Origin of the sequence: Anaerosolibacter sp. (assembly GCF_029240175.1) — a bacterium.
GTDB lineage: Bacteria > Bacillota > Clostridia > Peptostreptococcales > Thermotaleaceae > Anaerosolibacter.
Genome location: NZ_JARBTM010000014.1, coordinates 37658 through 57926, shown reverse-complemented (window position 1 = coordinate 57926; position 20269 = coordinate 37658). Strand labels below are relative to the sequence as shown.

Genomic DNA, 20269 nt, shown 5'->3' with positions numbered 1-20269 from the left:
ACTTTTTTATTGATTTGTATCCTTTTCTTGTTTGATGACAATTTCAAGTCTTTCCGGCGTCACGGTTATGCTTCTCAATATTTTTTCAGTTATGGGAATAATCCTTAAATTATGTCTCCCCTCACCAATATCTTTTGCATTGACATGGAGTTGTATATCATTTCGATCAAGTTCGTTGAGCACACTTTGTGGAGCTTCTACCCTTACCAGGATTTTTTCAGTCTCATTTTCGGTCGTTGCTTCGAACTTATTCCCAAGATTATCAATGATAATACTTTCTTTTTCGTATGAAATTTCCCGTGTTTCTATTTTCTCTACGGTAATGCTTACGACAGGCGTCTTATCAGATAAATAAAGGGTGATACCTGGAGGAAGAATCAATTCTACAGGTCGCTCTACGGATCCTACCAACCCATCAATACTGATTGGTTTTGATTTTATTTCACTGATATCTTTCACCAAGTCCCTAGGGCCTTTGATGGTCACAACGTCAGGCCTTACAGCAACACTTGAAATATCATAGCCCTCTAGCGGGTTTCCCGTCATTTCCAAGGCCACTTTCACTTCTTTGACACTATAGAGTGGTAAGTTTACATCTACGTATTTTGTTTTTACATCCACGCCATTTACAGGCTTACCATCTTGATTTACAGCTTGCAGCGGCACCTTCCCAGAAAAATCATCGACTTTGTTATCAAAATTCACTTCTCCAATAACCTTCTCTACTTTTGCCACAAAGGACGCAGGGCCTTCTACGATGACTTCTGTTAAAGCTACATCAGCCTCAGCAGGATCAAATCCCTCAGGCGGGATTCCTGTGGTCACAATTTCCACAGGTTTTTGCTGCTTTACCACCTCATCTAGGCTAATCTTTAATTCATTCGGATAGATATCGTACTTAATACTCGCCGGTGCATTTACCTTTAGCGGCACACTGTTGACGCCCTTTTCAAAGCCTCTTAAATCGGCACTAATGGTTATGTCTTGGGGCCGTATGGTATAGACATCGTTTCTTCTGCCATTGATTTTGACATTCACAGTAAAATCCTCTTGGCCGATGATCGCCAGACCTGATTGCCGTAACGTTTCAACATTTAAGAGCTGTACATTAACACCTGCAAATTCCTTAGACATTTCTGGGTTTACCTCACCCATGACATAGAGCCACATCACCAGGGCAAAAATGATTGATATGATCTTTGGCGTTGTGTTTCTACTAAAAAATCTACTCTTTTCCATAAAATTCTTAACAAAATCATTCATTTTTTTGCCTCCATTTCCAGTTGAACAAAGGCTTTTCATTTTCTGGTTTATATGCATTCTTTAAAATTCTCTTTAGGGTTTTTCCATCTAAAAACCTCGTAAGCTTTCCATCGACTGCCACGGATATGGCTCCCGTTTCCTCAGAAACCATGACAGCTACCGCATCGGAACGCTCTGTAATGCCGATGCCGGCTCGGTGTCTTGTCCCCAGTTCCTTGCTCAAATTAGGATTTTCTGTAAGGGGTAATACACAGCCTGCAGCCATGATTTTATCTGCCCGAATGACGACAGCTCCATCATGGAGTGGTGTATTCGGTATAAAGATATTGATCAACAGCCCCGTGGATATATCCCCCTTAATAGGGGTTCCTGTCTCTATGACATCGCCCACCCCTGTCTCTCGCTCAAATATGATCAATGCACCGATTTTCTGCCTAGATAAGGACACCACTGCTTCTACAACCTCGCTGAGCTTTTGGTTCAATTCCTCATCAGCAATCTCCACGATGGATTTGGTCAGAAACTTACTTCTTCCAATGTACTCCAATGCCCTTCTTAGTTCCGGCTGAAACACGATGAGCAGGGCAATCATTCCCAGTGTAATGGTTTTATCCAATATCCAGTTGGTCACATACAGTCGCGCCCACTCACTGAGCCTAGTAGCAATCAACAGTACCAAAATTCCTTTGATGAGCTGCTCGGCCCGTGTCTCTCGAATCAACATGAACAGCTTATAGAAGACATAGGCAACAATCGCCATGTCTATAACATCTCTTACCCCAATATCCAAGATCATTTCTAGAACCTGTTCCACACCAAACACCTCTCGACGTTTATCATAAATTTTATGATTCCATTTTATTATATATGGAGAAAAGCTATCAAGTAGACCACAGTATTATTTCGTATTTATGTTGATTTTTTCAACTATCCCTATACTTTATTGTACATGATTTTTTGTGCATTTTCTCTTTTTAAAAAAAGATTATTTTATTGTAATATTTCATACCCGTATTTTAAAAATTCTCTAAGGTTTTATCAAAATCCTTCTTTTTTCTCTTTTCGGTCATGATAACTTTTATAAATTTTGTCCATTATTCCTATTCTTCTGCCAAAGATTCATTCGTTCATTACATGTTTCCACCTTATTTGTGGAAAAATACTTTAAAGACCAAGAAAGGGTGAAATGGAATGGATGAGAAAAGGAAAAATAGAATAAAGAATGACAAGCTTCCTGGTAAGGATGATTTGATCGTTGATCAGGCCAAAGATCAACTGGAAGAAAAAATGCAAGCAAGCGCTATGGATATCAATCTATTCTGCAAGGATGGCTATGTCCACATGTATGGCATGGTAGATGTTTTGGCAGAAAAAAAGACGGCTGAAGGCATTGTAAAATCCATAGATGGGGTTAGAAAGATTGAGAATAAAATTACCGTTGCCATGGATAGCAATATCACCGATAAACATATGGAAAAAGAACTAAACCAGCGACTTATGAATGGCCAACGCAGTGAAGATCTAATCGGAGTTAGTGTAAAGGTAGAAGATGGTGTTGCCAATCTTATTGGCAGTACAAAAACTCTAATGGATGCCCATACAGCTATGTCCGTGGCATCAGAAGTCAGAGGTATCAAAGATGTGGTGAACAATATCAAAGTGTCTGACGATGTGGCTTATGATGATGCAAATTTAAACAGCCGCATTACCCAAGCTCTTAGCACCACAGATTTGAATTACCCAGATATAATTCATACCGTAGTTCATGGACGGGTAACATTAAATGGTTTTGTAAACAGCCGCCATGAGATGGAAATGGCAAAGGAAATCGCCATGGGTGTAGAAGGTGTTCGAAAGGTTGTCAATCGTCTTAAGGTAAGAAAAGAGAACGAAGACAAAGAAGAGATTTAAGCAACTGCTTAAATCTCTTCTTTACTATAATTTCTTAATATCAAAGAGGTGGCTCAACATGTACCAAGTAGCTTGGAAGGGCAGATTGAGAATCCAATAGAAAGCACCCAATAGTTGATATTCCTTTAATAACTGATATTTATGATAGTGGCTGAGGGCATCTTCAAACCATACGGTGTGGGCCTTTCCTTGGCTGTCTACATAATTCATATAGGGCTGTTTCACATTGTTGTCAAAGCTGATACTGGCGCCATAGGTTCTGCCTAGGTCCCATACCATGGGAAGCGTTACAGTTCTTGCTAAGTTTTCAGGGGTATCAGGCAGCTCCCAATCATAGCCGTAAAGGGTCAATCCTACCTGAATTTTACTTCTGGGTACATTGTTGTTCAATGCATAGTCCAAGGCTCGCTGTACATATTCTAAAGGTGCCGTGGCCCTGGGTGGTCCCGATTGCCATCCCCATTCGTAGGTCATGATGGCAGCTATATCGATCATAGGTCCTAGGGCATTGTAATCAAAGAAGCCTACCCATTCCCTCTCTGCCCATTCTTCCCACTTGGCAGGCATATTCAAAATCAGTATCTTATTGTTTCTATGCAAGGTATCCGAAAGAATACGGATAAACTCTGTGAATATTCCACGATCTTCTGGATATAAATTTTCTATGTCAATAATAATTCCGATAAGATTATACTGCTGCAGCAGGTCCATAATATTGTTTATTAAATTGTTTCGAAGGGTCTCTTGAGCCAATACGGTTCTTCCCAATTCACTGCTAAAATTTCCACGGATAATGTTGGTTAAAACAGGCAGTACCGCAACATTTTTGTTTCTGGCTGCCTCTAGGATCTCATCATCGATGGTACCTATCACTTCACCAGTCTCCGTAAAAGGAAAATCGAAGATGCCAAGATAGGTAAGATAATCCCCTAATGTATTGATAATAAATGTCTTATCTTGTACTGCAGTAGGGTTATAATAGCCTAATATCTCCACTGTTGTCTTTTCTTCAGTAGGAGCTTCTCTCTGTACCCTGACAAATAAACGCTGACCAGGAAAAAGGCTATAGGGATAAGCCAAATTATTCCATGCAATAAGATTATTGATAGAAGTGTTAAATCTTTGGGCGATACGCCAAAGAGAATCGCCAGCTTTTACAATATATACTTCGCCTTGAGCGGGTATTTGAATCCTTTGTCCAACAGTCAAGGGGTATGGCTGATCGATGTTGTTGATACGGGCGATTTCAAGATAGTCTACCCCAAATCGCTGCCCGATAGACCAGAGGGTATCACCAGGTCTTACGGTATATTCCATAATATTTATTTTTTCACCTGTAGGTATGACAAGATTCATACCGATGATTAAGCTTTTCTGGGGATTTATTCCATTAACCTCGGCAATAGCCTCTATGGTTACACCAAATCTCTGGGCAATTCTCCACAAGCTGTCCCCCAATACCACAGTATAAATCTCCATTCTATCCCCTCCTATTTCTCCTTCTCGCGCTCATGTCTATTTCTCTATTGTATTTTATTTTGAAAAGTCACTGATATGACTGTTTTTTCCTAAAAAAGGCAAAAACCATGGTATCCCATGGCATTTGAGTTGATTATATTAAATTGAAGAATAAAGTGACGTTGTAGGGGTCGCATAGCATGCGACCCGTGACCCGAAGAAACAGCCTAACCCTAGGTCGGGTTGCATACTATGCAACCCCTACGTTTGTTAATCTAAAATCTCGATTGATACCTTCTCTATTCCTTTACATTCAAGTCCATAAAGCTGAAGGTTTCTACATCGAATAGTCCCATATCTGTCAGTTTGATGGATGGAATAACAGGCAATGCCAAAAATGACAGTGTCATAAATGGATCTACATTGTCGTTGACACCAAGCTTTCGTGCAACCTCCATCATTTCTTTCAACTGAACGTCCACTGCTTCTATGGTTTGGTCAGATATGAGTCCTGCAATAGGCAGCGGCAAGGTCTTTAGCACCTTTCCTTCAGAACAGATGGTGATGCCGCCCCCGCATCTTTCAATTTCTTCAATGGCAGCCATGATATCATCATCATTGTCACCGATTACCACTAAGTTATGAGAATCATGGGCTACTGTGGATGCAATGGCGCCATTTTTCAGTTTAAAATCTTCCACCAAGGCCAAACCGATATTTCCAGTACCCCTATGGCGTTCAATGACAGCCATCTTTAAAATATCCAATCTACTGTGGAATTTAAACTTTCCATTCTCTGTTTCAATTTTCCGTACAACCTTTTCTGTCAACAGACTATGGGGTAAGATTTTGATTACATTGGCAATATCCGATTCCACGTGGATCTCCAGCTTCGATCGATCCACCTTGCTGATATTGACGGTATTCAATACAGCAGCATTTTCATGGGCCTCTACCTGGAACAATGGGGTACCATTCTTAGCTACCTGTTTACCTTCTTTATATACCTCCATCACATTGAAGTGCTGGAGATCATCTACAACGATCAGGTCTGCTTTATAGCCTGGTGCAATAGCACCCATGCCCTTAAGGCCGTAGCATTCCGCTGCGTTCAAGGTAGCGAGCCGAATGGCCGAAATAGGATGAAACCCATTTTTTATGGCAGTTCGTATATTGTTATCGATGTGTCCGTGTACCAAAATATCCTCTGGATGGCGATCATCGGTACAGAACAGGCATCTTCTTAAGTTTTCCTTTGTAACACCCCGAATGAGTTCTTCCAGGTTTCTTGCTGCGGATCCCTCCCGTATTTGTATATACATACCCAGTCGCAAGCGATCCAACATTTCCTCTAAAGTAGAGCACTCATGCTCCGTTTTTGTACCGGCTGTGACATAAGCATTGAGGGCTTGATCAGCAATGGCAGGACCATGACCATCAATAAGCTTGTTCCCTGCGATCTGAATTTTATCCAATACCATCTGATCTCCATTGATGACGGCTGGATAATCCATCAGCTCCCCCAACCCTAATACCCTGGGATGATCCATAAGCTCCTTCAATTTTTCTGCATCCAGTACAGCACCTGAATTTTCAAAGGATGTGGCTGGAACGCATGAAGGCAGCATGATAAATACGCTTAATGGCAGTTCTTTGCTTTCATCTAATATATATCGGATTCCTTCTAGTCCACATACATTGGCGATTTCATGGGGGTCTGCAATAATGGTGGTTGTTCCCCTAGGCACGATGGCCCTGGCAAATTGGCCTGGGGTCACCATGGAAGATTCGATATGAACATGGCCGTCGATTAGACCAGGCGCCACATATCTTCCCATCAGATCAATTTCTTCTTCCCCTTCATAACTGCCAATACCTACGATGGTTTCTCCAGCGATAGCAATATCCCCTTGAAGGACTTCTTCGGTAAATACATTAATAATCTGACAGTTTTTCAACACCAACGGTGCTTTCTTCCTCCCCGCAGCTATATCAATCCTGTCTTTTAAATTGCTTGTCATTCTTTCCCCTCCTTTTGGGCATCTTTTATTGCTACTAATACCCGCTCTGGGGTTACGGGAATCTCATAAAATCGGATACCGATTGCATCATAGATTGCATTCAATATGGCGGGTGCAGCAGGGATCATTACAGGCTCTCCTATTCCTTTTGCCCCAAAAGGCCCTGTAGATGAGGGATCCTCAACAATTATTTTCTCCAATTCTGGTACATCCAATGCAGTGGGAATTAGATAGTTGGCAAAGCGGTTGTGCTTGATCTCTCCCTTTGATAGGCCAATATTCTCCATCAAGCCATAGCCTAATCCCATGGCAAAGCCTCCTTCGATTTGGCCTTCGATGAGTTCAGGGTTAATGGCCTTTCCCACATCCTGGGCACAGACCCCGTGAATCACATGAATCTCTCCCGTTTCCGTATCTACCTCAACCTCTACGCCGTAACAACAGAAGGTATAGGGCCAGTAGGGAGCCCCTTCACCTGTTTCCTCATCCATCTTCACAGTCTGGGCCGTGAAGGTTTCCTCCACGATAAGCGTATCTTCCTTGACTAATTCTTTAAAGTGTACCCGCTTCTTAGGAAAATCCTCTAGATAAACCCAGTGGTTCTCCAGTTTCAAACCATGAACAGAATTAAGCTGAAGATGGTTTTGGGCCTGTTCCATCAATCTTTGGGACAGTGATTCCGCTGCTTTTTTTACAGCATTTCCTGAATTGTAGGTCTGGCGGCTGGCTGCAGCTGTACCTGCATCTGGAGTTTGTGAAGTATCTTCACAGACGAAATGAATATCTTGGGTCTCTACACCCAAGATTTCAGCAGTGATTTGACAAAATATGGTTTTTGCCCCCTGCCCTACTTCTGTCGCTCCGATATAGATAAAAATATTTCCATCCTTGCTTATTTCAGCCCTGGCTCTGGATACATCAGGAAACCCATTGCCATAACCAGTACCATAATAAGCAGCAGCAATACCCCTTCCTCGCTTTTTCATCCTATCACCTCAATTCCTGAAACATACGATCCTTCACAGCCTCGATGCATTGGACAAGGGGTATACTCTCATGAAGAATTTGTCCATTGGCCGTCTCACTACCTACCCGAAAACAATTCATCAACCTGAACTGTATAGGGTCTATACCCAACTCCCTTGCAAGGATATCCATTTGCTGTTCTGAACCGATGGGTGTCTGGGTGGCGCCAAATCCTCGCATGGCACCACAGAAGGGATTGTTTGTATAAACAGCATAGCTGTCTACCTTCACATTGGGAATCTCATAGGGCCCGGGCGCATGGACGCCTGCTTTTCGCATGACATTGATTGCCCAAGATGCATAAGCCCCGGTGTCTCCTACCAACATAACTTCCATGGCTAGAAGCTTTCCTTCTTTCGTTGCCCCCGTCTTATATTTCATCATAATTGGATGTCGTTTCGAATGGGCATAAAAAGACTCCTCCCGCCCATAAACTACCTTCACTGGTTTTCCTGTCAAATAGGCAGCCAGGGCCAAGTGAATTTGCATGGTGATATCTTCTCTCCCCCCGAAGGCACCACCTACCGCTGGGTTGATGATTCTTACCTTTTCAGTTGGCAGGCCAAGGGCTTCTGCCACTTCCAATTGATCAAAATGGGGATACTGGGTTGCCGCCAATACCACCACGCTGCCATCTTCGTCCATATAGGCAATGCCTGCTTCAGGCTGTAAAAACGCATGATCCACCATGGAGGTTTGGTACGCTCTCTCCACAATTATATCACATGCTTTAAAGGCCTCATCCACATTTCCCTTCCTGCATTTATAATGATATATGATGTTGCTTTCCCCATGGATTTTCGGTGCTCTTTCTTCCATAGCCTCCAAGGGGTCAAACACGGCAGGAATCTCCTGATAATGTACCTTTATCTTTTTTAAGGCTTCTTTTGCAATTCTCTCGCTGGTTCCAATGACAAAGGCCATGGGATCTCCAATCCGTCTCACCTTCTCAGCACAAAGTACATCATGGTCTTTGAACAAAACCCCATGATGGTTATGGCCAGTCACATCTTTTGCTGTTAAGATTTTTACAACGCCTGGTATTTTTTCCGCCTCTTCTAGATCGATCGTTATGAAAGCATGGGGTTTGTCGGATCGAAGGGTGGCCCCATAGAGCATACCCTCCATGTTAATATCCTGGGGATATAGGGCAGCCCCCTGTACCTTTGCCTTACCATCTACTCTAAGAACTCTATTGCCTACCACTTGAAGAGGTTTCATCCTGCTGCCCCTCCTTTATATAGGATGATGCCAGCTCGATGGCATCTACAATTTTGTTGTAGCCCGTGCAGCGGCACAAATTTCCTGATATTCCTTCTCGAATCTGGTGGCGGTTTGGCACCTCATTTTCATCGAGTAAGGCTTTGGCCGATAGTACCATACCAGGGGTACAAAATCCACACTGTACGGCACCTACGTCTAAAAATGCCTGTTGTATAGGATGTAAGGCTCCATCTTTTGCAACGCCTTCGATGGTGGTAATACGGCTGCCATGGGCTTGAAATGCCATGACCAAACAAGAATTCACGGTTTTGCCGTCCATGATGATGGTGCATGCTCCACATTCCCCTTCACCACAGCCTTCCTTGGTACCTGTCAGCATCAACTTATCACGAATGAAGTCGATAAGCCGCAAATCTTCCTCAACCTCTACTTGATATACTTGTTTATTAACTGTTAAACTGATGGAAATCATAGGATTTTGCCTCCTTTGCTGCCCGCCGTAATGCCTTACCAAACAATCCTTGTATCGCTTCACATTTAAAGACGGCGGAACTTCTGCTGCCAAGACGCTGCTTTGCTATGTTGAATATTTCTTGAGTGGACATTTCAATCAAAGGTGCATCAAAGACCTCTCCAATAAGAAGCTTCTCTAGTGCCTCTTCTCGCTGAGGATATGCCCCCATTGCCCCTGTGGCGATCCTGATGTCCTCGATCTTGTCTCCATCTCCAAGGGAAATAAAGACGGCACAGGACAATCTAGCAATGGCCAATGCTTTACGCAGGCCCAGTTTTTCGAAGGTAATATACTCATCCTTCTTGGGCTTTCTAAATTTTATGGCATATAGTAGTTCATTGGCTTCTATGGCCACCTTTCCTTTATCAATATAAAAATCTTTTAATGGCATCGTTCTAGTTTTTGTCGTATCCTTTATTATCACTTGAGCATCCAAGGCCAGAAGAGGTGGCACTGAATCCGCTGCTGGAGATCCATTACATATATTCCCTCCGATGGTCCCTGCATTCCTAATTTGAGGAGAACCCACGGATGAACACGCTTCCCATAGTCCAGCACATATCCCTTTCATTTCTGGGTGATTTACGATATCAGAAAACCTCGTTCCCGCGCCGATACAAATCTCGGTCTCTCCAATCTCAATAAATCGGAGCTCCTTCAGACGAGAAATATCTATCAAGGTGCTTTTTTCATATGGGTGATGCTTGATTTCAATCACTAAATCTGTACCTCCTGCAATCAACTTCCCATCATACCCCTGTTGATTTAATTGCTCCAATGCCTCCTCTAGGTTCGATGGTCTGATACATTTTGTAATCATCACATCCTCATTCCCTTCATATTTCCTATTGTATGCCCGCTTTCTTCACCTGCTGTAAAATCACGCGATTGGCATCTTCTCGAATACCCTTTTCATCCATGGTGGTGAGGGTTCGATCCTTCATGACAATCCTGCCATCAATAATTGTTGTCCTTACGTCCTGAGCTCCAGCTGAATATACCAGTTGGGATACAATATCTACACCGCTGTTGGGTGCGATATGGATATCACTCAAGTCCAAAATTGCCAAGTCAGCTTTCTTTCCTTCCTCGATACTGCCGATTTCATTCTCTAATCCCATGGCCTTGGCACCGCCTAGAGTTGCCAATTCAAATACTTTGTGGGCAGGCATCACCGTCGGTTGGAACAATCGTGCTTTCTGAATCAACGCAGCACTTCTCATCTCTCTAAACATATCTAAATTGTTGTTGCATGGAGCCCCATCGGCACCAATGGACACATTTGCACCCATATCTAGTAATTCCGGTATTTTTGCTATACCTGAAGCTAGTTTCAAGTTAGAGTTAGGACAGTGGGAGATTTTTGTTCCTGTGTCGGCCAGTATTCTCATTTCTTCTTCGTCTAGCCATATACAGTGGGCAAGGATCAGGTTTTCACCCGTTAACCCTAATTTGTGTAAATAAGTGATGTTCCTCATCCCACGATCCTTTTCGACCAATGCAATCTCCCCTTGATTCTCTGATGCATGGGTATGAATCATGACGCCGTATTCCCGGGCCAAATCACGAACCTTCAGCAGCAGCTCCTCGGTACAGGAAACCACGAATCTTGGTGCAAAGGCATACTGAATTCTATCGCTGTCTTTCTTATGCCAAGCTTTTAGAATTCGCTCACTCTCCCTTATGGAATGCTGAGTGTTCTCCATGAGACTGTCAGGGACCCCTTTTCCATAATCCATCATGCATTTTCCTACATGGGCTCTCATTCCTGAAGAAAGTACAGCCTCTAGGGCAGCCTCTGTATAATTTACAGTTTCCATATCAATAATGGCTGTGGTACCACCCTTTATTAACTCGGCAATACCAAGCTTTGCAGAAATATGATTTGATTCTTCTGTATGACCGCCTTCCAAAGGCCATATTCGTTTCTTTAGCCAATCTAGGAGTTCTAAATCATCGGCTTGCCCTTTAAACAGTGTTTGAGTCAAGTGTATATGGGTTTGAATTAACCCTGGTATAACAACCATTCCTTGGGCATCTATCTTCTCATCAGCTTCCATCTGCAAACGTTGTCCTATGGCTTCAATTCGATTCCCCCGAATGAAAATATCTGCCTGTTTTATTTCTCTTCCCTTGTTCATGGTCACCAACATGCCATTTTGAATCAGTAATGTCTTACCCGTCATTTTATTTCATCCCCCTTTTGTCCATATAGCGATCTATCATGAATGGATCTTATCAGCCTATCCATACATCATAGATCTCCATATTATATGTTCCCCTATCCCTTGGATGGGACAGGGGAACATGACATTTGTTACATCGTGAATTTTAAGATGAATAGTATCGCCAATATATACATTGGCAGGGAAAGGTCCTTTGTTCTTCCTGTTAGAAGCTTTAAAATAACATATGATAAGATACCAAAAACAATACCTTCAGCGATACTGTAGGTTAATGGCATCATGATGATTGTCAAGAAGGCTGGTATCGCTTCTGTGAAATCATCTAGATTGATCTTCTTGATCGGCGACATCATAAACAATCCAACCAAGATCAATGCAGGCGCTGTTGCAGCACCAGGTACGATGGTTAATAGCGGTGAGAATAGTAAAGCCAGTAGGAACATTACCCCTGTCGTTAATGCAGTTAGTCCTGTCTTTCCACCCTCAGCTACCCCTGAAGCACTCTCTACATAGGTTGTAACTGTACTGGTACCCATCATTGCGCCAAAGGTTGTTCCTAGAGCATCTGCAAATAAGGCTTGCTTGGCCCTTGGTAATTTTCCTTCCTTATCCAGCATATCGGCTTTCGATGCAACACCCACAAGGGTTCCTAGGGTATCAAATAAGTCAACAAACAAGAATGTAAACATAATCACCAACATATCCAAACTCATGATCCTACTAAAATCAAACTTGAAGGCAATCGGTGCCAATGACGGCGGTGCACTCATAATCCCTGTAGGCATTGGCGTAACACCCATTGGTATACCAACCACTGTGGTTGCAATAATTCCAAACAGCAGGGCTCCTTTTACGTTTTTCGCTAAAAGTACCCCTGTGATAACCAAACCTATGATGGCGAGTAATACTGGCGGACTGCTCATATCTCCTAATGTAACCTTGGTTGCCTCGTTGGCAGCTACAAGCCCTGCATTGGACAAACCGATAAAGGCGATAAACAATCCAATACCAACACTCACCGCATGCTTAATATTCATTGGCATACAGTTAATAATGGCTTCTCTGATATTAAAGAATGTTAAGAGGATGAAAATAATACCCTCAAATAAAACTGCTGTTAGTGCAAATTCCCATGAATAACCCATTCCAAGTACGACTGTAAATGCAAAGAATGCATTTAGTCCCATACCAGGTGCCAATGCAAAAGGATAATTGGCATAGAATGCCATGACCAATGTGGCAAAGGCAGCAGATAAACAGGTAGCCGTAAATAGTGCACCTATATCCATTCCCGTCGCACTCAATATGCCAGGGTTAACAATGATAATATAGGCCATGGTCATAAAGGTTGTGATTCCAGCCATCACTTCTGTCTTAACAGTTGTTTTGTGCTCAGACAGCTTAAAGGTTCTTTCTAGAAAACCATACTGCTCTGTTTTTGCATGTGTACTCATTCCTTGACCCCCTCTATTTTTTAAAAATTATTTTGGAATGAACGTTGACGAAGCAATCCTCCTTTCTATTAATATTCGCCTATGCTGTCTAGGGGAATTGAGAATAGGCCCTTCATATGATGTCAGAATAATATCATTCACCAATGGGTAATTGCTTCTATGACCCATCGGAAGAATCTAAATCCATTCATTACATTAGCCAATCCCTATTGTTTTACAGCAGGAAGAACAGTAAAATTGTTTACATCGATCAACCCTTTGTCGGTAATTTTCCATTTAGGGCTGGTGGATAGGGCTAAGAAAGATAGATGCATGAAAGGTGCATGAACCTTTCCTCCTAGTTCACTTTTCACTGCATGCTCGAGGGCTGCTATTTTTTCACTTACTTCATGGCCTGATAGTTCATCGGTGATTAGCCCGCCAACAGGTAGCCTCATATCATTGATTACACGGCCATTCTTTACAACGGCGATACCTCCGCCCATCTCGATGACATGGTTCACGGCTGCTGTCATATCCTTTAGGTTTGTTCCCACCACAATGATGTTATGGGTATCATGGGCTACGCTTTCTGCAAATGCCCCAGCTTTTAGCCCAAATCCCTGTACAAAAGCTTTTCCGATGTTACCATTTCTGCCATACCTTTCTAAGCAGGCAATGTATAGAATGTCTCTCTGAATATCGGACTGCACCAATCCTTTTTGTACGTTCAGTTCAAACTCCAAACATTCAGATAGGTTTTGATCAGGGATTAGCTCTATACATCGTATATCTGCCTTTGCGCCATTTCCCTGGATTGCCAAATCTTCTTCTGATATTGGCTTTCTTTTCACTGACTGCTTTACAGCATCTGGATAAGTATACTTTGGAATGTCCAAAAGTAGCTTTCCTTGTACCGCCGCCAGTTTCCCTTCTAAGAATACGCCTTCAACGGTCATGTTGGTCAAATCGCTGATGATAGCAATATCCGCCAGCTTTGCCGGTGCCAAACAGCCTCGATCCTCAAGGCCAAAATATGTAGCTGGGTTGATCGTTACCATTTGAATGGCTTCGATAGGATCTACCCCTTGGGCAATGGTCCTTCGTACGATTTCGTTCATATGGCCAAGCTTTTCCAAGTCCTCTGCCACCATATCATCGGTAGCCAGGATACATCTTCTAGAGTCCAATCCCTCTTCGGTGACGGCTCGGATGCACTCTGCCATGTTTTTCTGGGTAGAACCTTCCCGCATAAACACGTAAACCCCTTGCCGCAGCTTTTCCACACATTCTTCTTTTGTGGTGGTTTCATGGCAAGAGCATTTTCCGCCTGTGGCAATGATATGGGCAGCCAGTTCATTGCCAAAGAGCTCTGGTGCATTACCATCTACAATCTTCCCAATACTGCGGGCATAGATGGTGGATGCCACCAAGTCCGTGATGATTTCCGGCGTATTTCTATAAACATGTCTTGCATTGCTAAAACCTTGTAGTTCTCCAATACCAATGACATTTGGATAATTTAGTATTTCTTCCATATCCTTAGATGTAACATCATATCCAGCCGTCTCCAAGCTTGGACAATCTGGTGTTAACGCAGGTACAACCAAATGCACATGATTTGGTACGACGCTGGCTTCCTCAGCCATGGCTTTCATCCCTATAGGACCCAGAGCATTGCCAATTTCGTGGGGATCTGCCACTAAAGTAGTAGTCCCTGAAGGAACAGACAGCCTTGAAAACTCAGAAATTGTCAGCATACTGCTTTCAAAATGCATGTGGGAATCTATAAATCCAGGAGAAATATATTTTCCTGACACATCGATCACCGTTGTATCACTGCCGATCAGGTTCGATGCATCTCCTACCATCAAAATATACTTTCCCTTTATGGCCACATCTCCCATATAGGATTCCCTGGTTAAAACATTGATTACATTGCCTCCCCGTAAGACAATATCCGCAAATACCTTATCCCCCATGAGTACATCAATCAGTTCTCTATATTCAATGGCTTTTTTTATTTCTAAAGCATTAAACATCTATCCCCCTCCTTATTTCATCGATCCCCTTTTTTCAGCAGCTCTCCATAGACATCGATATTGTCTATGATTCCTACAACAGCTGCATCAATGGGGGATTGGGGCTTGTCTGCAGCGTATCTCGCTGCCGTACCCGTAGTGAAAATCACCAATTCCCCAATTCCAGCACCTACTGTGTCTACGGCGATGACAGCTTCCCCTTCCGGATTTCCTTCTAAATCTAAACCTTGGGTAATCATCAATTTGTGTCCTGTCAATCGCTCATCTTTTCTCGTAGCCACAACTGTTCCAATAATCTTTCCAATCTTCATGGCCCTTCCCCTTCCCTAACTACGCTTCTGTTTGTGTTTCTCTGGAAATTAGGTTCTTATCAGCTTGATCTTCTTTGCCTTGGCAGTATCTTTGGCCAACGGCGTGATAATACTCTCTTTTGAAATGGCAATACGGTCTGCCTTTCCTACAACATTTAAAACATCTTTTTCCGTAATCACCTGTTTTCCCTCGAATTCTGGTATTGGGTTTAGGACTTCAGCACCTGATTGGGCCTCCCCCGAAGAAAAAGCGATGATTTCCTTCATATAACCCTGCTCTCCAATAAATTGAATACCGGATTCCTTTAGAAATAGTATATTTTCTTCAACAATTTTTGTTAATATCGGGTTCATGCTTTGTTTGCCATGGAGCAGTCTCATTCTTTGACCATCTGTCCATACAGGTTTTCCATCCCAGAGTGCTTTCCAAAGCAGCACGGACTCAAGGGAGTCCTGTATACCTTGTTTCAGCTTCGCTGCCACATTTTGCGATGGTGTAGGCATAAGAAGCATATCCATCTCTTCCATCAGCGTCATTAGGTACTCCTGATCACCTTCTGTGATGATCTGCTGGGGATAAACGCCTTTGCGAAAAAAGTCTATGCCCATATTCCGTTCTACCTCTTTTGAAAGAACGATCATTAATTGATATCCATATCTTTTGATTTTTTTTAGCTCAAGCAGGATTTGATCCAAGGGTTCACCATAACCTGTGAAAAGGACACAGACTTTCTTTTTTCGGAGAACTGCCGGGATACCCTGCCCATTTTTCTTACCTTCCTCTACAGTAATGCGATTGGTTATATCCGTAAGTATCTCCTTCACAAGATGACGGCTCATACTTTAAACACCCCTTTATATGACTACATAGCCTTTGATTTATCACCCCTCATTCACGAGTTCACGGTCTAAGGTAAATCCCCCATTGGTTAGCAGTTAGCCGTTAGCGGTTGAAATTCTTTCTATATACAAATCAATACGCTTTTTTATTTATCTAAAGAATTATTCAGATTTTAGGATTACTCTTTCAACTTCTGCGTGAGGTCTTGGAATTACATGAACTGAGTGAAGCTCTCCTACACTTCTAGCAGCTTCTGCCCCTGCATCAGTGGCAGCTTTTACTGCACCTACGTCTCCCCTAACCATTACGGTTACTAAACCAAAGCCAATTTTCTCATAGCCTACCAAAGTTACGTTCGCTGCTTTTACCATGGCATCAGCAGCCTCTACCGCACCTACTAAACCTTTTGTTTCAATCATACCTAATGCTTGACTCATATTTATTCCTCCTCTTTATCCCTTTTTTTTAAATTCTGTTCAAATCGTTTTATTAATTCATCCACTTCCTCATGGGGTCGTGGTATGACTCTAGCAGCTAAAACCTTGCCCACTCGCTCACCAGCTGCAGCGCCTGCACTTACCGCGGCCTGTACTGCAGCTACATCCCCTACGATTTGTACCGTAACGCTTACTGCTTTCCCTGCGCCAATCACCTTTTCATATCCTACAAGGGTTACATCGGCCGTCTTACAAGCCGCATCCAAGGCTGTAACAGCTGTGGAAAGACCAATGGTTTCTATTAATCCTAAAGCTGCACCTCTCATTTTACACCTCCACCCTTGCTGCATAGTTTACCAAACTCCTCTAGGCTCATCGTCACTTTATGCTGTTTCTGCGGTTCTAGCTGGATTGCTTTATTCTCCTTGTCGTGGTGTTCAAGGTATTCATCCCACTTCAGCGGTTTCATCACGCCAACTTTTCTTGTGGAAACATTGCTTTTGTGAATGATCTCTTTTAACAATTCTTCTTCTCTGTGGTTGAGTTTTCCGCCATTCTCTGAGACACCCTCTGCTGTCGCCTCTAACCTTTCTGAAATGTTGCCTAGAATTGATTTTGCCAATGGATTTGCCATATCAACACCCCATCATTCTATCCAAGGATTTTTTCCACTTCATCATGGGGTCTAGCAATCACATTGGTGGAAATTACTTCTGCTAGATGCCCCGCTGATGCTATGGCACTATCAACAGCAGCCTTCACCGCTGCAACCTCTCCCTCGATGATGACGGAAACAATCCCTGAACCCACAAAGTTAAAATCTACAATCTTTACACTTGCTGCTTTCACCATGGCATCTGCTGCCTGAATGGCTGCCAGCATACTTCTCACTTCAAATATTCCTAAGGCTTGTTTCATCCTCATTAACCACCTTTTTTATATGGTATAGAAAGTATAAAACCCTATGTTTACTTACGGTCTATCATAAGCTTATACTGGGAAAATATTTGTTGATATCTATCTTTTCAAACTGTGGGATGATCGCCCGATGAAATCTAACCCCTTCTTCTCCTAAAGGTTTTGTTGCATCTATGCCCATTTTATCGGTCATTCCTTGCAAGTGATGGGAAGGATCTAATCCGGATCCTAAGGCACCTGGGATAATGGTAACATCTTTGGACGCCTGGACCCTTGTGGCAAGGGCTAACTCCACATCATCTTTATCAAAGATATTCAAATCATCATCAAGCACCACCACATGCTTTACATCCTTACTGCTGCTGAGGGCACCAATCACTGCGCTTTTTCCATCACCCTCAAATCTTTTATGAATAGAAACTACCGCATGGAATCTGCAGCCACCACCGACGGTTACATTCACATCCTTTACATCTACCAGACGCTTTAAGTCACTGAACATCTCCACCTCTCGAATCAATCCATTGGATAAATGTTCTTCTCTACATGGAAAAGCGGTTTGGAAGATAGGATTGTTTCGATGCATCACTGTCTTTATTTCTATGATTGGATGACTTCCCTTTGGCCCGTAGTATCCCATGAGTTCCCCAAAGGGTCCTTCGTCCTCCCGTTTATTCGGCGGCATAATGCCCTCAAATACAAATTCTGCATAGGCTGGCACCTCCAGATCGACACTATGACATTTCACCAATTCCAATGGTTCACCCCGAAGGGCACTGTCTATTTCATATTTATCAATGCCATAGGTTTCGCTGCTGATTTGTGAGGCCAACAGTAACGAATAATCATAACCAAGGACAACAGCTACTTCCAAGGGCTTGTTCAACTTTTCCATCTCTTCAAACTGCTTGGTGAGCATCGGTGATGCGATCAGGGCACTCATCTTATTGCCGCCATTCATTTGAAACCGTCTAACTGAAATATATCGCTTACCACTCTCAGGGTCCCTTACAACCATGACTCCCGCAGTAATAAAGCTTGAAGAATCCTTTTCATGAAAAGTAGGAATTGGCATCATGCTTGGAAGATTAATGTTCTTTGTGATAATATTCTCCATTACAGGGCCATTTTTCAGGAGCTTTGTAGGCTTTGGATTGGCTATGGCATTGGCAATTCTTCCGATCCTCTCTTCATGGGTCATACCCAGCATCTCATAATAAATACTTCGATTTCCGAACAAACCGCCAACCACTGGCATTTTACTTCCCTTTACTTTTTTGAACATCATCGGTTTTTCATTTTTAAAGTACTTCAGTACGGCACCCATTTCAAATTTTGGATCTACAGGTGTATTGCATAACATTAAATGTCCCTGTTTCTCCAACCTCTCTAAACTGGCCCTAAGCATTTGTTTCTCCATCTCCTACCTCCTCTCTACTTTTAATCCTCGCCCCATCTTTTCGATAGTCGATGTTCAATACCCATCTGATCCAATGTACGTCCAACCATAATATTAACCAAGTCTCCAATGGTTTCCGGTTGATGATAGAATCCAGGTGCAGCAGGCATAATTTTTACCCCAATACGTGCCAGTTTTAGCATGTTTTCCAAATGAATCACACTAAGGGGTGTTTCCCGGGGAAGAAGCAGCAGCCTTCTTCCCTCTTTGATGGTTACATCTGCCGCCCTGGTTACCAGATTGTTTGAGATGCCATTGGCAATGGCGCCCAATGTATTCATGGAACATGGTGCTATAATCATTCCGTCAGCTCTGAAGGAACCGCTGGCAATTGGTGCTGCTAAGTCATTATTGTCATGGTAATAAGCAGCAAGATTTTTTAATTCATCCAGCTTCATATCACATTCATGCTCTACCACATACTCGCCCATTCTAGAAACCACCAGATGGGTTTCTATATTTAATTGCTCCAGTGCCTTTAGCAGTGCTACGCCATAAATGGCACAGCTGCCTCCAGTTATTCCTACAACCAGTCGCATGATTCAAATCCCTCTTTTCTTCTGTGTCTATTCTACCTTGTTTTCCTTATCTCCACCGCCGATCCATGGATCTTCACCATTCTCCCAAGCTTGAATATATTCATCAATGGTCATAACCTTTGTAAATATGCTGAGATCCACCAACCCATGTTCATGCATTTCCTTCGTTTTAGATGCACACCCGTCACTTAGGGTAATGACTTTGTATGCATTGTATAGGGCATCGGAAGCCGTACTTCTCACGCATACATTGGTCCAAACCCCTGTTACGACGACTGTATCCATATTCTCTTCTCTCAGATACAAGTCTAAATCTGTGTGGGCAAAGCCGCTGTGTCTTCTCTTTTGAACGATATACTCATCTTCTTGTGGATAAAGCTCTGGAATAAAGTCTGATCCCCAGGTTCCTTTTACAGCATGGACAGGTCTTACCCGGAAGTCTGCATCATTTTTACGATGGGCTTCTTGAATATGGACAAGATGAATATCGTCGTCCTTTCGGGTTCTAACCCATTCAAAAAGTTTTTGTAAGTTTGGTGTGATCTCTTCCCCGCCAGGGCAGCGCAGTGGCGCCTTCTCCCCTACGAAATCATTTAACATATCAATGACCAAAATGGCATGTCTTGGCATTTACAATTCCTCCTTTTTTTAGACTGCTTGGATCTGATTTCGCTCCTCGCTGCTGG

At 42.8% G+C, this 20269-nt stretch carries 21 protein-coding genes; 1 reads left to right on the top strand and 20 read right to left on the bottom strand.

Features of this window, described 5'->3' with window-relative positions:
* Positions 1 to 6 precede the first annotated feature (6 nt).
* Both K0R93_RS11400 and cdaA read right to left on the bottom strand, forming a co-directional pair.
* The gene (locus K0R93_RS11400) at positions 7 to 1263 is read right to left on the bottom strand and encodes a CdaR family protein (protein WP_300301322.1); all 1257 of its coding nucleotides are present in this window, start codon (positions 1261 to 1263) and stop codon (positions 7 to 9) included.
* Positions 1256 to 2077, bottom strand: a complete 822-nt coding sequence (gene cdaA / locus K0R93_RS11395) for a diadenylate cyclase CdaA (protein WP_300301320.1) — start codon at positions 2075 to 2077, stop codon at positions 1256 to 1258. Before cdaA ends, K0R93_RS11400 begins: the two co-directional genes overlap by 8 nt.
* Positions 2078 to 2454: 377 nt before the next feature.
* Here cdaA and K0R93_RS11390 point away from each other — a divergent pair, with 377 nt between their 5' ends.
* On the top strand, positions 2455 to 3174 hold the full coding sequence (locus tag K0R93_RS11390; protein ID WP_300301318.1) for a BON domain-containing protein: 720 nt from the start codon (positions 2455 to 2457) through the stop codon (positions 3172 to 3174).
* 24 nt (positions 3175 to 3198) lie between these two features.
* On the opposite strand, the gene K0R93_RS11385 is transcribed toward K0R93_RS11390, so the two are convergent.
* The 18 genes from K0R93_RS11385 to K0R93_RS11300 all read right to left on the bottom strand — a co-directional run bounded on the left by K0R93_RS11385 (position 3199) and on the right by K0R93_RS11300 (position 20213).
* On the bottom strand, positions 3199 to 4653 hold the full coding sequence (locus K0R93_RS11385; protein ID WP_300301316.1) for a LysM peptidoglycan-binding domain-containing protein: 1455 nt from the start codon (positions 4651 to 4653) through the stop codon (positions 3199 to 3201).
* Positions 4654 to 4931: 278 nt separating this feature from the next.
* A complete protein-coding gene (gene ade, locus K0R93_RS11380) occupies positions 4932 to 6653 on the bottom strand; it encodes an adenine deaminase (protein WP_300301313.1) in 1722 nt (573 codons plus the stop codon).
* Complete coding sequence (locus K0R93_RS11375) at positions 6650 to 7639, bottom strand: xanthine dehydrogenase family protein molybdopterin-binding subunit (protein WP_300301311.1); 990 nt, start codon at positions 7637 to 7639, stop codon at positions 6650 to 6652. Before K0R93_RS11375 ends, ade (K0R93_RS11380) begins: the two co-directional genes overlap by 4 nt.
* Positions 7640 to 7643: 4 nt before the next feature.
* Complete coding sequence (locus K0R93_RS11370; protein ID WP_300301309.1) at positions 7644 to 8900, bottom strand: xanthine dehydrogenase family protein molybdopterin-binding subunit; 1257 nt, start codon at positions 8898 to 8900, stop codon at positions 7644 to 7646.
* Complete coding sequence (locus tag K0R93_RS11365) at positions 8872 to 9375, bottom strand: (2Fe-2S)-binding protein (protein WP_300301307.1); 504 nt, start codon at positions 9373 to 9375, stop codon at positions 8872 to 8874. The genes K0R93_RS11370 and K0R93_RS11365 overlap by 29 nt, the downstream gene beginning before the upstream one ends.
* On the bottom strand, positions 9350 to 10237 hold the full coding sequence (locus K0R93_RS11360) for an FAD binding domain-containing protein (protein ID WP_300301304.1): 888 nt from the start codon (positions 10235 to 10237) through the stop codon (positions 9350 to 9352). The genes K0R93_RS11365 and K0R93_RS11360 overlap by 26 nt, the downstream gene beginning before the upstream one ends.
* 25 nt (positions 10238 to 10262) lie before the next feature.
* Entirely contained in the window at positions 10263 to 11603 is a 1341-nt protein-coding gene (locus tag K0R93_RS11355; protein ID WP_300301302.1) for a 5'-deoxyadenosine deaminase, read from the bottom strand.
* 131 nt (positions 11604 to 11734) lie between these two features.
* Positions 11735 to 13057 (bottom strand): NCS2 family permease, encoded by a 1323-nt coding sequence (locus K0R93_RS11350; protein WP_300301299.1) that lies wholly within the window; start codon positions 13055 to 13057, stop codon positions 11735 to 11737.
* A gap of 206 nt (positions 13058 to 13263) precedes the next feature.
* A complete protein-coding gene (ade, locus tag K0R93_RS11345) occupies positions 13264 to 15078 on the bottom strand; it encodes an adenine deaminase (protein WP_300301297.1) in 1815 nt (604 codons plus the stop codon).
* A gap of 17 nt (positions 15079 to 15095) precedes the next feature.
* Positions 15096 to 15389 (bottom strand): EutN/CcmL family microcompartment protein, encoded by a 294-nt coding sequence (locus tag K0R93_RS11340; RefSeq protein WP_300301295.1) that lies wholly within the window; start codon positions 15387 to 15389, stop codon positions 15096 to 15098.
* A gap of 48 nt (positions 15390 to 15437) precedes the next feature.
* The gene (locus K0R93_RS11335) at positions 15438 to 16229 is read right to left on the bottom strand and encodes a hypothetical protein (RefSeq protein ID WP_300301293.1); all 792 of its coding nucleotides are present in this window, start codon (positions 16227 to 16229) and stop codon (positions 15438 to 15440) included.
* Positions 16230 to 16391: 162 nt separating this feature from the next.
* Positions 16392 to 16667, bottom strand: a complete 276-nt coding sequence (locus K0R93_RS11330) for a BMC domain-containing protein (protein ID WP_300301291.1) — start codon at positions 16665 to 16667, stop codon at positions 16392 to 16394.
* Positions 16668 to 16669: 2 nt separating this feature from the next.
* A complete protein-coding gene (locus K0R93_RS11325; RefSeq protein WP_300301289.1) occupies positions 16670 to 16993 on the bottom strand; it encodes a BMC domain-containing protein in 324 nt (107 codons plus the stop codon).
* The gene (locus K0R93_RS11320; protein ID WP_300301287.1) at positions 16990 to 17301 is read right to left on the bottom strand and encodes a hypothetical protein; all 312 of its coding nucleotides are present in this window, start codon (positions 17299 to 17301) and stop codon (positions 16990 to 16992) included. Before K0R93_RS11320 ends, K0R93_RS11325 begins: the two co-directional genes overlap by 4 nt.
* A 17-nt stretch (positions 17302 to 17318) precedes the next feature.
* The gene (locus K0R93_RS11315; protein WP_300301285.1) at positions 17319 to 17585 is read right to left on the bottom strand and encodes a BMC domain-containing protein; all 267 of its coding nucleotides are present in this window, start codon (positions 17583 to 17585) and stop codon (positions 17319 to 17321) included.
* A 64-nt stretch (positions 17586 to 17649) separates the two neighbouring features.
* Positions 17650 to 19005 (bottom strand): UbiD family decarboxylase, encoded by a 1356-nt coding sequence (locus tag K0R93_RS11310; RefSeq protein WP_300301283.1) that lies wholly within the window; start codon positions 19003 to 19005, stop codon positions 17650 to 17652.
* Positions 19006 to 19025: 20 nt separating this feature from the next.
* Complete coding sequence (locus K0R93_RS11305; RefSeq protein ID WP_300301281.1) at positions 19026 to 19583, bottom strand: UbiX family flavin prenyltransferase; 558 nt, start codon at positions 19581 to 19583, stop codon at positions 19026 to 19028.
* A gap of 27 nt (positions 19584 to 19610) precedes the next feature.
* Entirely contained in the window at positions 19611 to 20213 is a 603-nt protein-coding gene (locus K0R93_RS11300) for a cysteine hydrolase family protein (protein WP_300301279.1), read from the bottom strand.
* Positions 20214 to 20269: the final 56 nt, after the last annotated feature.

What these genes read in the sequence shown, in the direction of transcription:
- K0R93_RS11400 (WP_300301322.1), bottom strand. Translation starts at nt 1,263, where the DNA reads ATGAATGATTTTGTTAAGAATTTTATGGAAAAGAGTAGATTTTTTAGT.
- K0R93_RS11390 (WP_300301318.1), top strand. Translation starts at nt 2,455, where the DNA reads ATGGATGAGAAAAGGAAAAATAGAATAAAGAATGACAAGCTTCCTGGT.
- K0R93_RS11385 (WP_300301316.1), bottom strand. Translation starts at nt 4,653, where the DNA reads ATGGAGATTTATACTGTGGTATTGGGGGACAGCTTGTGGAGAATTGCC.
- ade (WP_300301313.1), bottom strand. Translation starts at nt 6,653, where the DNA reads ATGACAAGCAATTTAAAAGACAGGATTGATATAGCTGCGGGGAGGAAG.
- K0R93_RS11375 (WP_300301311.1), bottom strand. Translation starts at nt 7,639, where the DNA reads ATGAAAAAGCGAGGAAGGGGTATTGCTGCTGCTTATTATGGTACTGGT.
- K0R93_RS11370 (WP_300301309.1), bottom strand. Translation starts at nt 8,900, where the DNA reads ATGAAACCTCTTCAAGTGGTAGGCAATAGAGTTCTTAGAGTAGATGGT.
- K0R93_RS11365 (WP_300301307.1), bottom strand. Translation starts at nt 9,375, where the DNA reads ATGATTTCCATCAGTTTAACAGTTAATAAACAAGTATATCAAGTAGAG.
- K0R93_RS11360 (WP_300301304.1), bottom strand. Translation starts at nt 10,237, where the DNA reads ATGATTACAAAATGTATCAGACCATCGAACCTAGAGGAGGCATTGGAG.
- K0R93_RS11355 (WP_300301302.1), bottom strand. Translation starts at nt 11,603, where the DNA reads ATGACGGGTAAGACATTACTGATTCAAAATGGCATGTTGGTGACCATG.
- K0R93_RS11350 (WP_300301299.1), bottom strand. Translation starts at nt 13,057, where the DNA reads ATGAGTACACATGCAAAAACAGAGCAGTATGGTTTTCTAGAAAGAACC.
- ade (WP_300301297.1), bottom strand. Translation starts at nt 15,078, where the DNA reads ATGTTTAATGCTTTAGAAATAAAAAAAGCCATTGAATATAGAGAACTG.
- K0R93_RS11340 (WP_300301295.1), bottom strand. Translation starts at nt 15,389, where the DNA reads ATGAAGATTGGAAAGATTATTGGAACAGTTGTGGCTACGAGAAAAGAT.
- K0R93_RS11335 (WP_300301293.1), bottom strand. Translation starts at nt 16,229, where the DNA reads ATGAGCCGTCATCTTGTGAAGGAGATACTTACGGATATAACCAATCGC.
- K0R93_RS11330 (WP_300301291.1), bottom strand. Translation starts at nt 16,667, where the DNA reads ATGAGTCAAGCATTAGGTATGATTGAAACAAAAGGTTTAGTAGGTGCG.
- K0R93_RS11325 (WP_300301289.1), bottom strand. Translation starts at nt 16,993, where the DNA reads ATGAGAGGTGCAGCTTTAGGATTAATAGAAACCATTGGTCTTTCCACA.
- K0R93_RS11320 (WP_300301287.1), bottom strand. Translation starts at nt 17,301, where the DNA reads ATGGCAAATCCATTGGCAAAATCAATTCTAGGCAACATTTCAGAAAGG.
- K0R93_RS11315 (WP_300301285.1), bottom strand. Translation starts at nt 17,585, where the DNA reads ATGAAACAAGCCTTAGGAATATTTGAAGTGAGAAGTATGCTGGCAGCC.
- K0R93_RS11310 (WP_300301283.1), bottom strand. Translation starts at nt 19,005, where the DNA reads ATGGAGAAACAAATGCTTAGGGCCAGTTTAGAGAGGTTGGAGAAACAG.
- K0R93_RS11305 (WP_300301281.1), bottom strand. Translation starts at nt 19,583, where the DNA reads ATGCGACTGGTTGTAGGAATAACTGGAGGCAGCTGTGCCATTTATGGC.
- K0R93_RS11300 (WP_300301279.1), bottom strand. Translation starts at nt 20,213, where the DNA reads ATGCCAAGACATGCCATTTTGGTCATTGATATGTTAAATGATTTCGTA.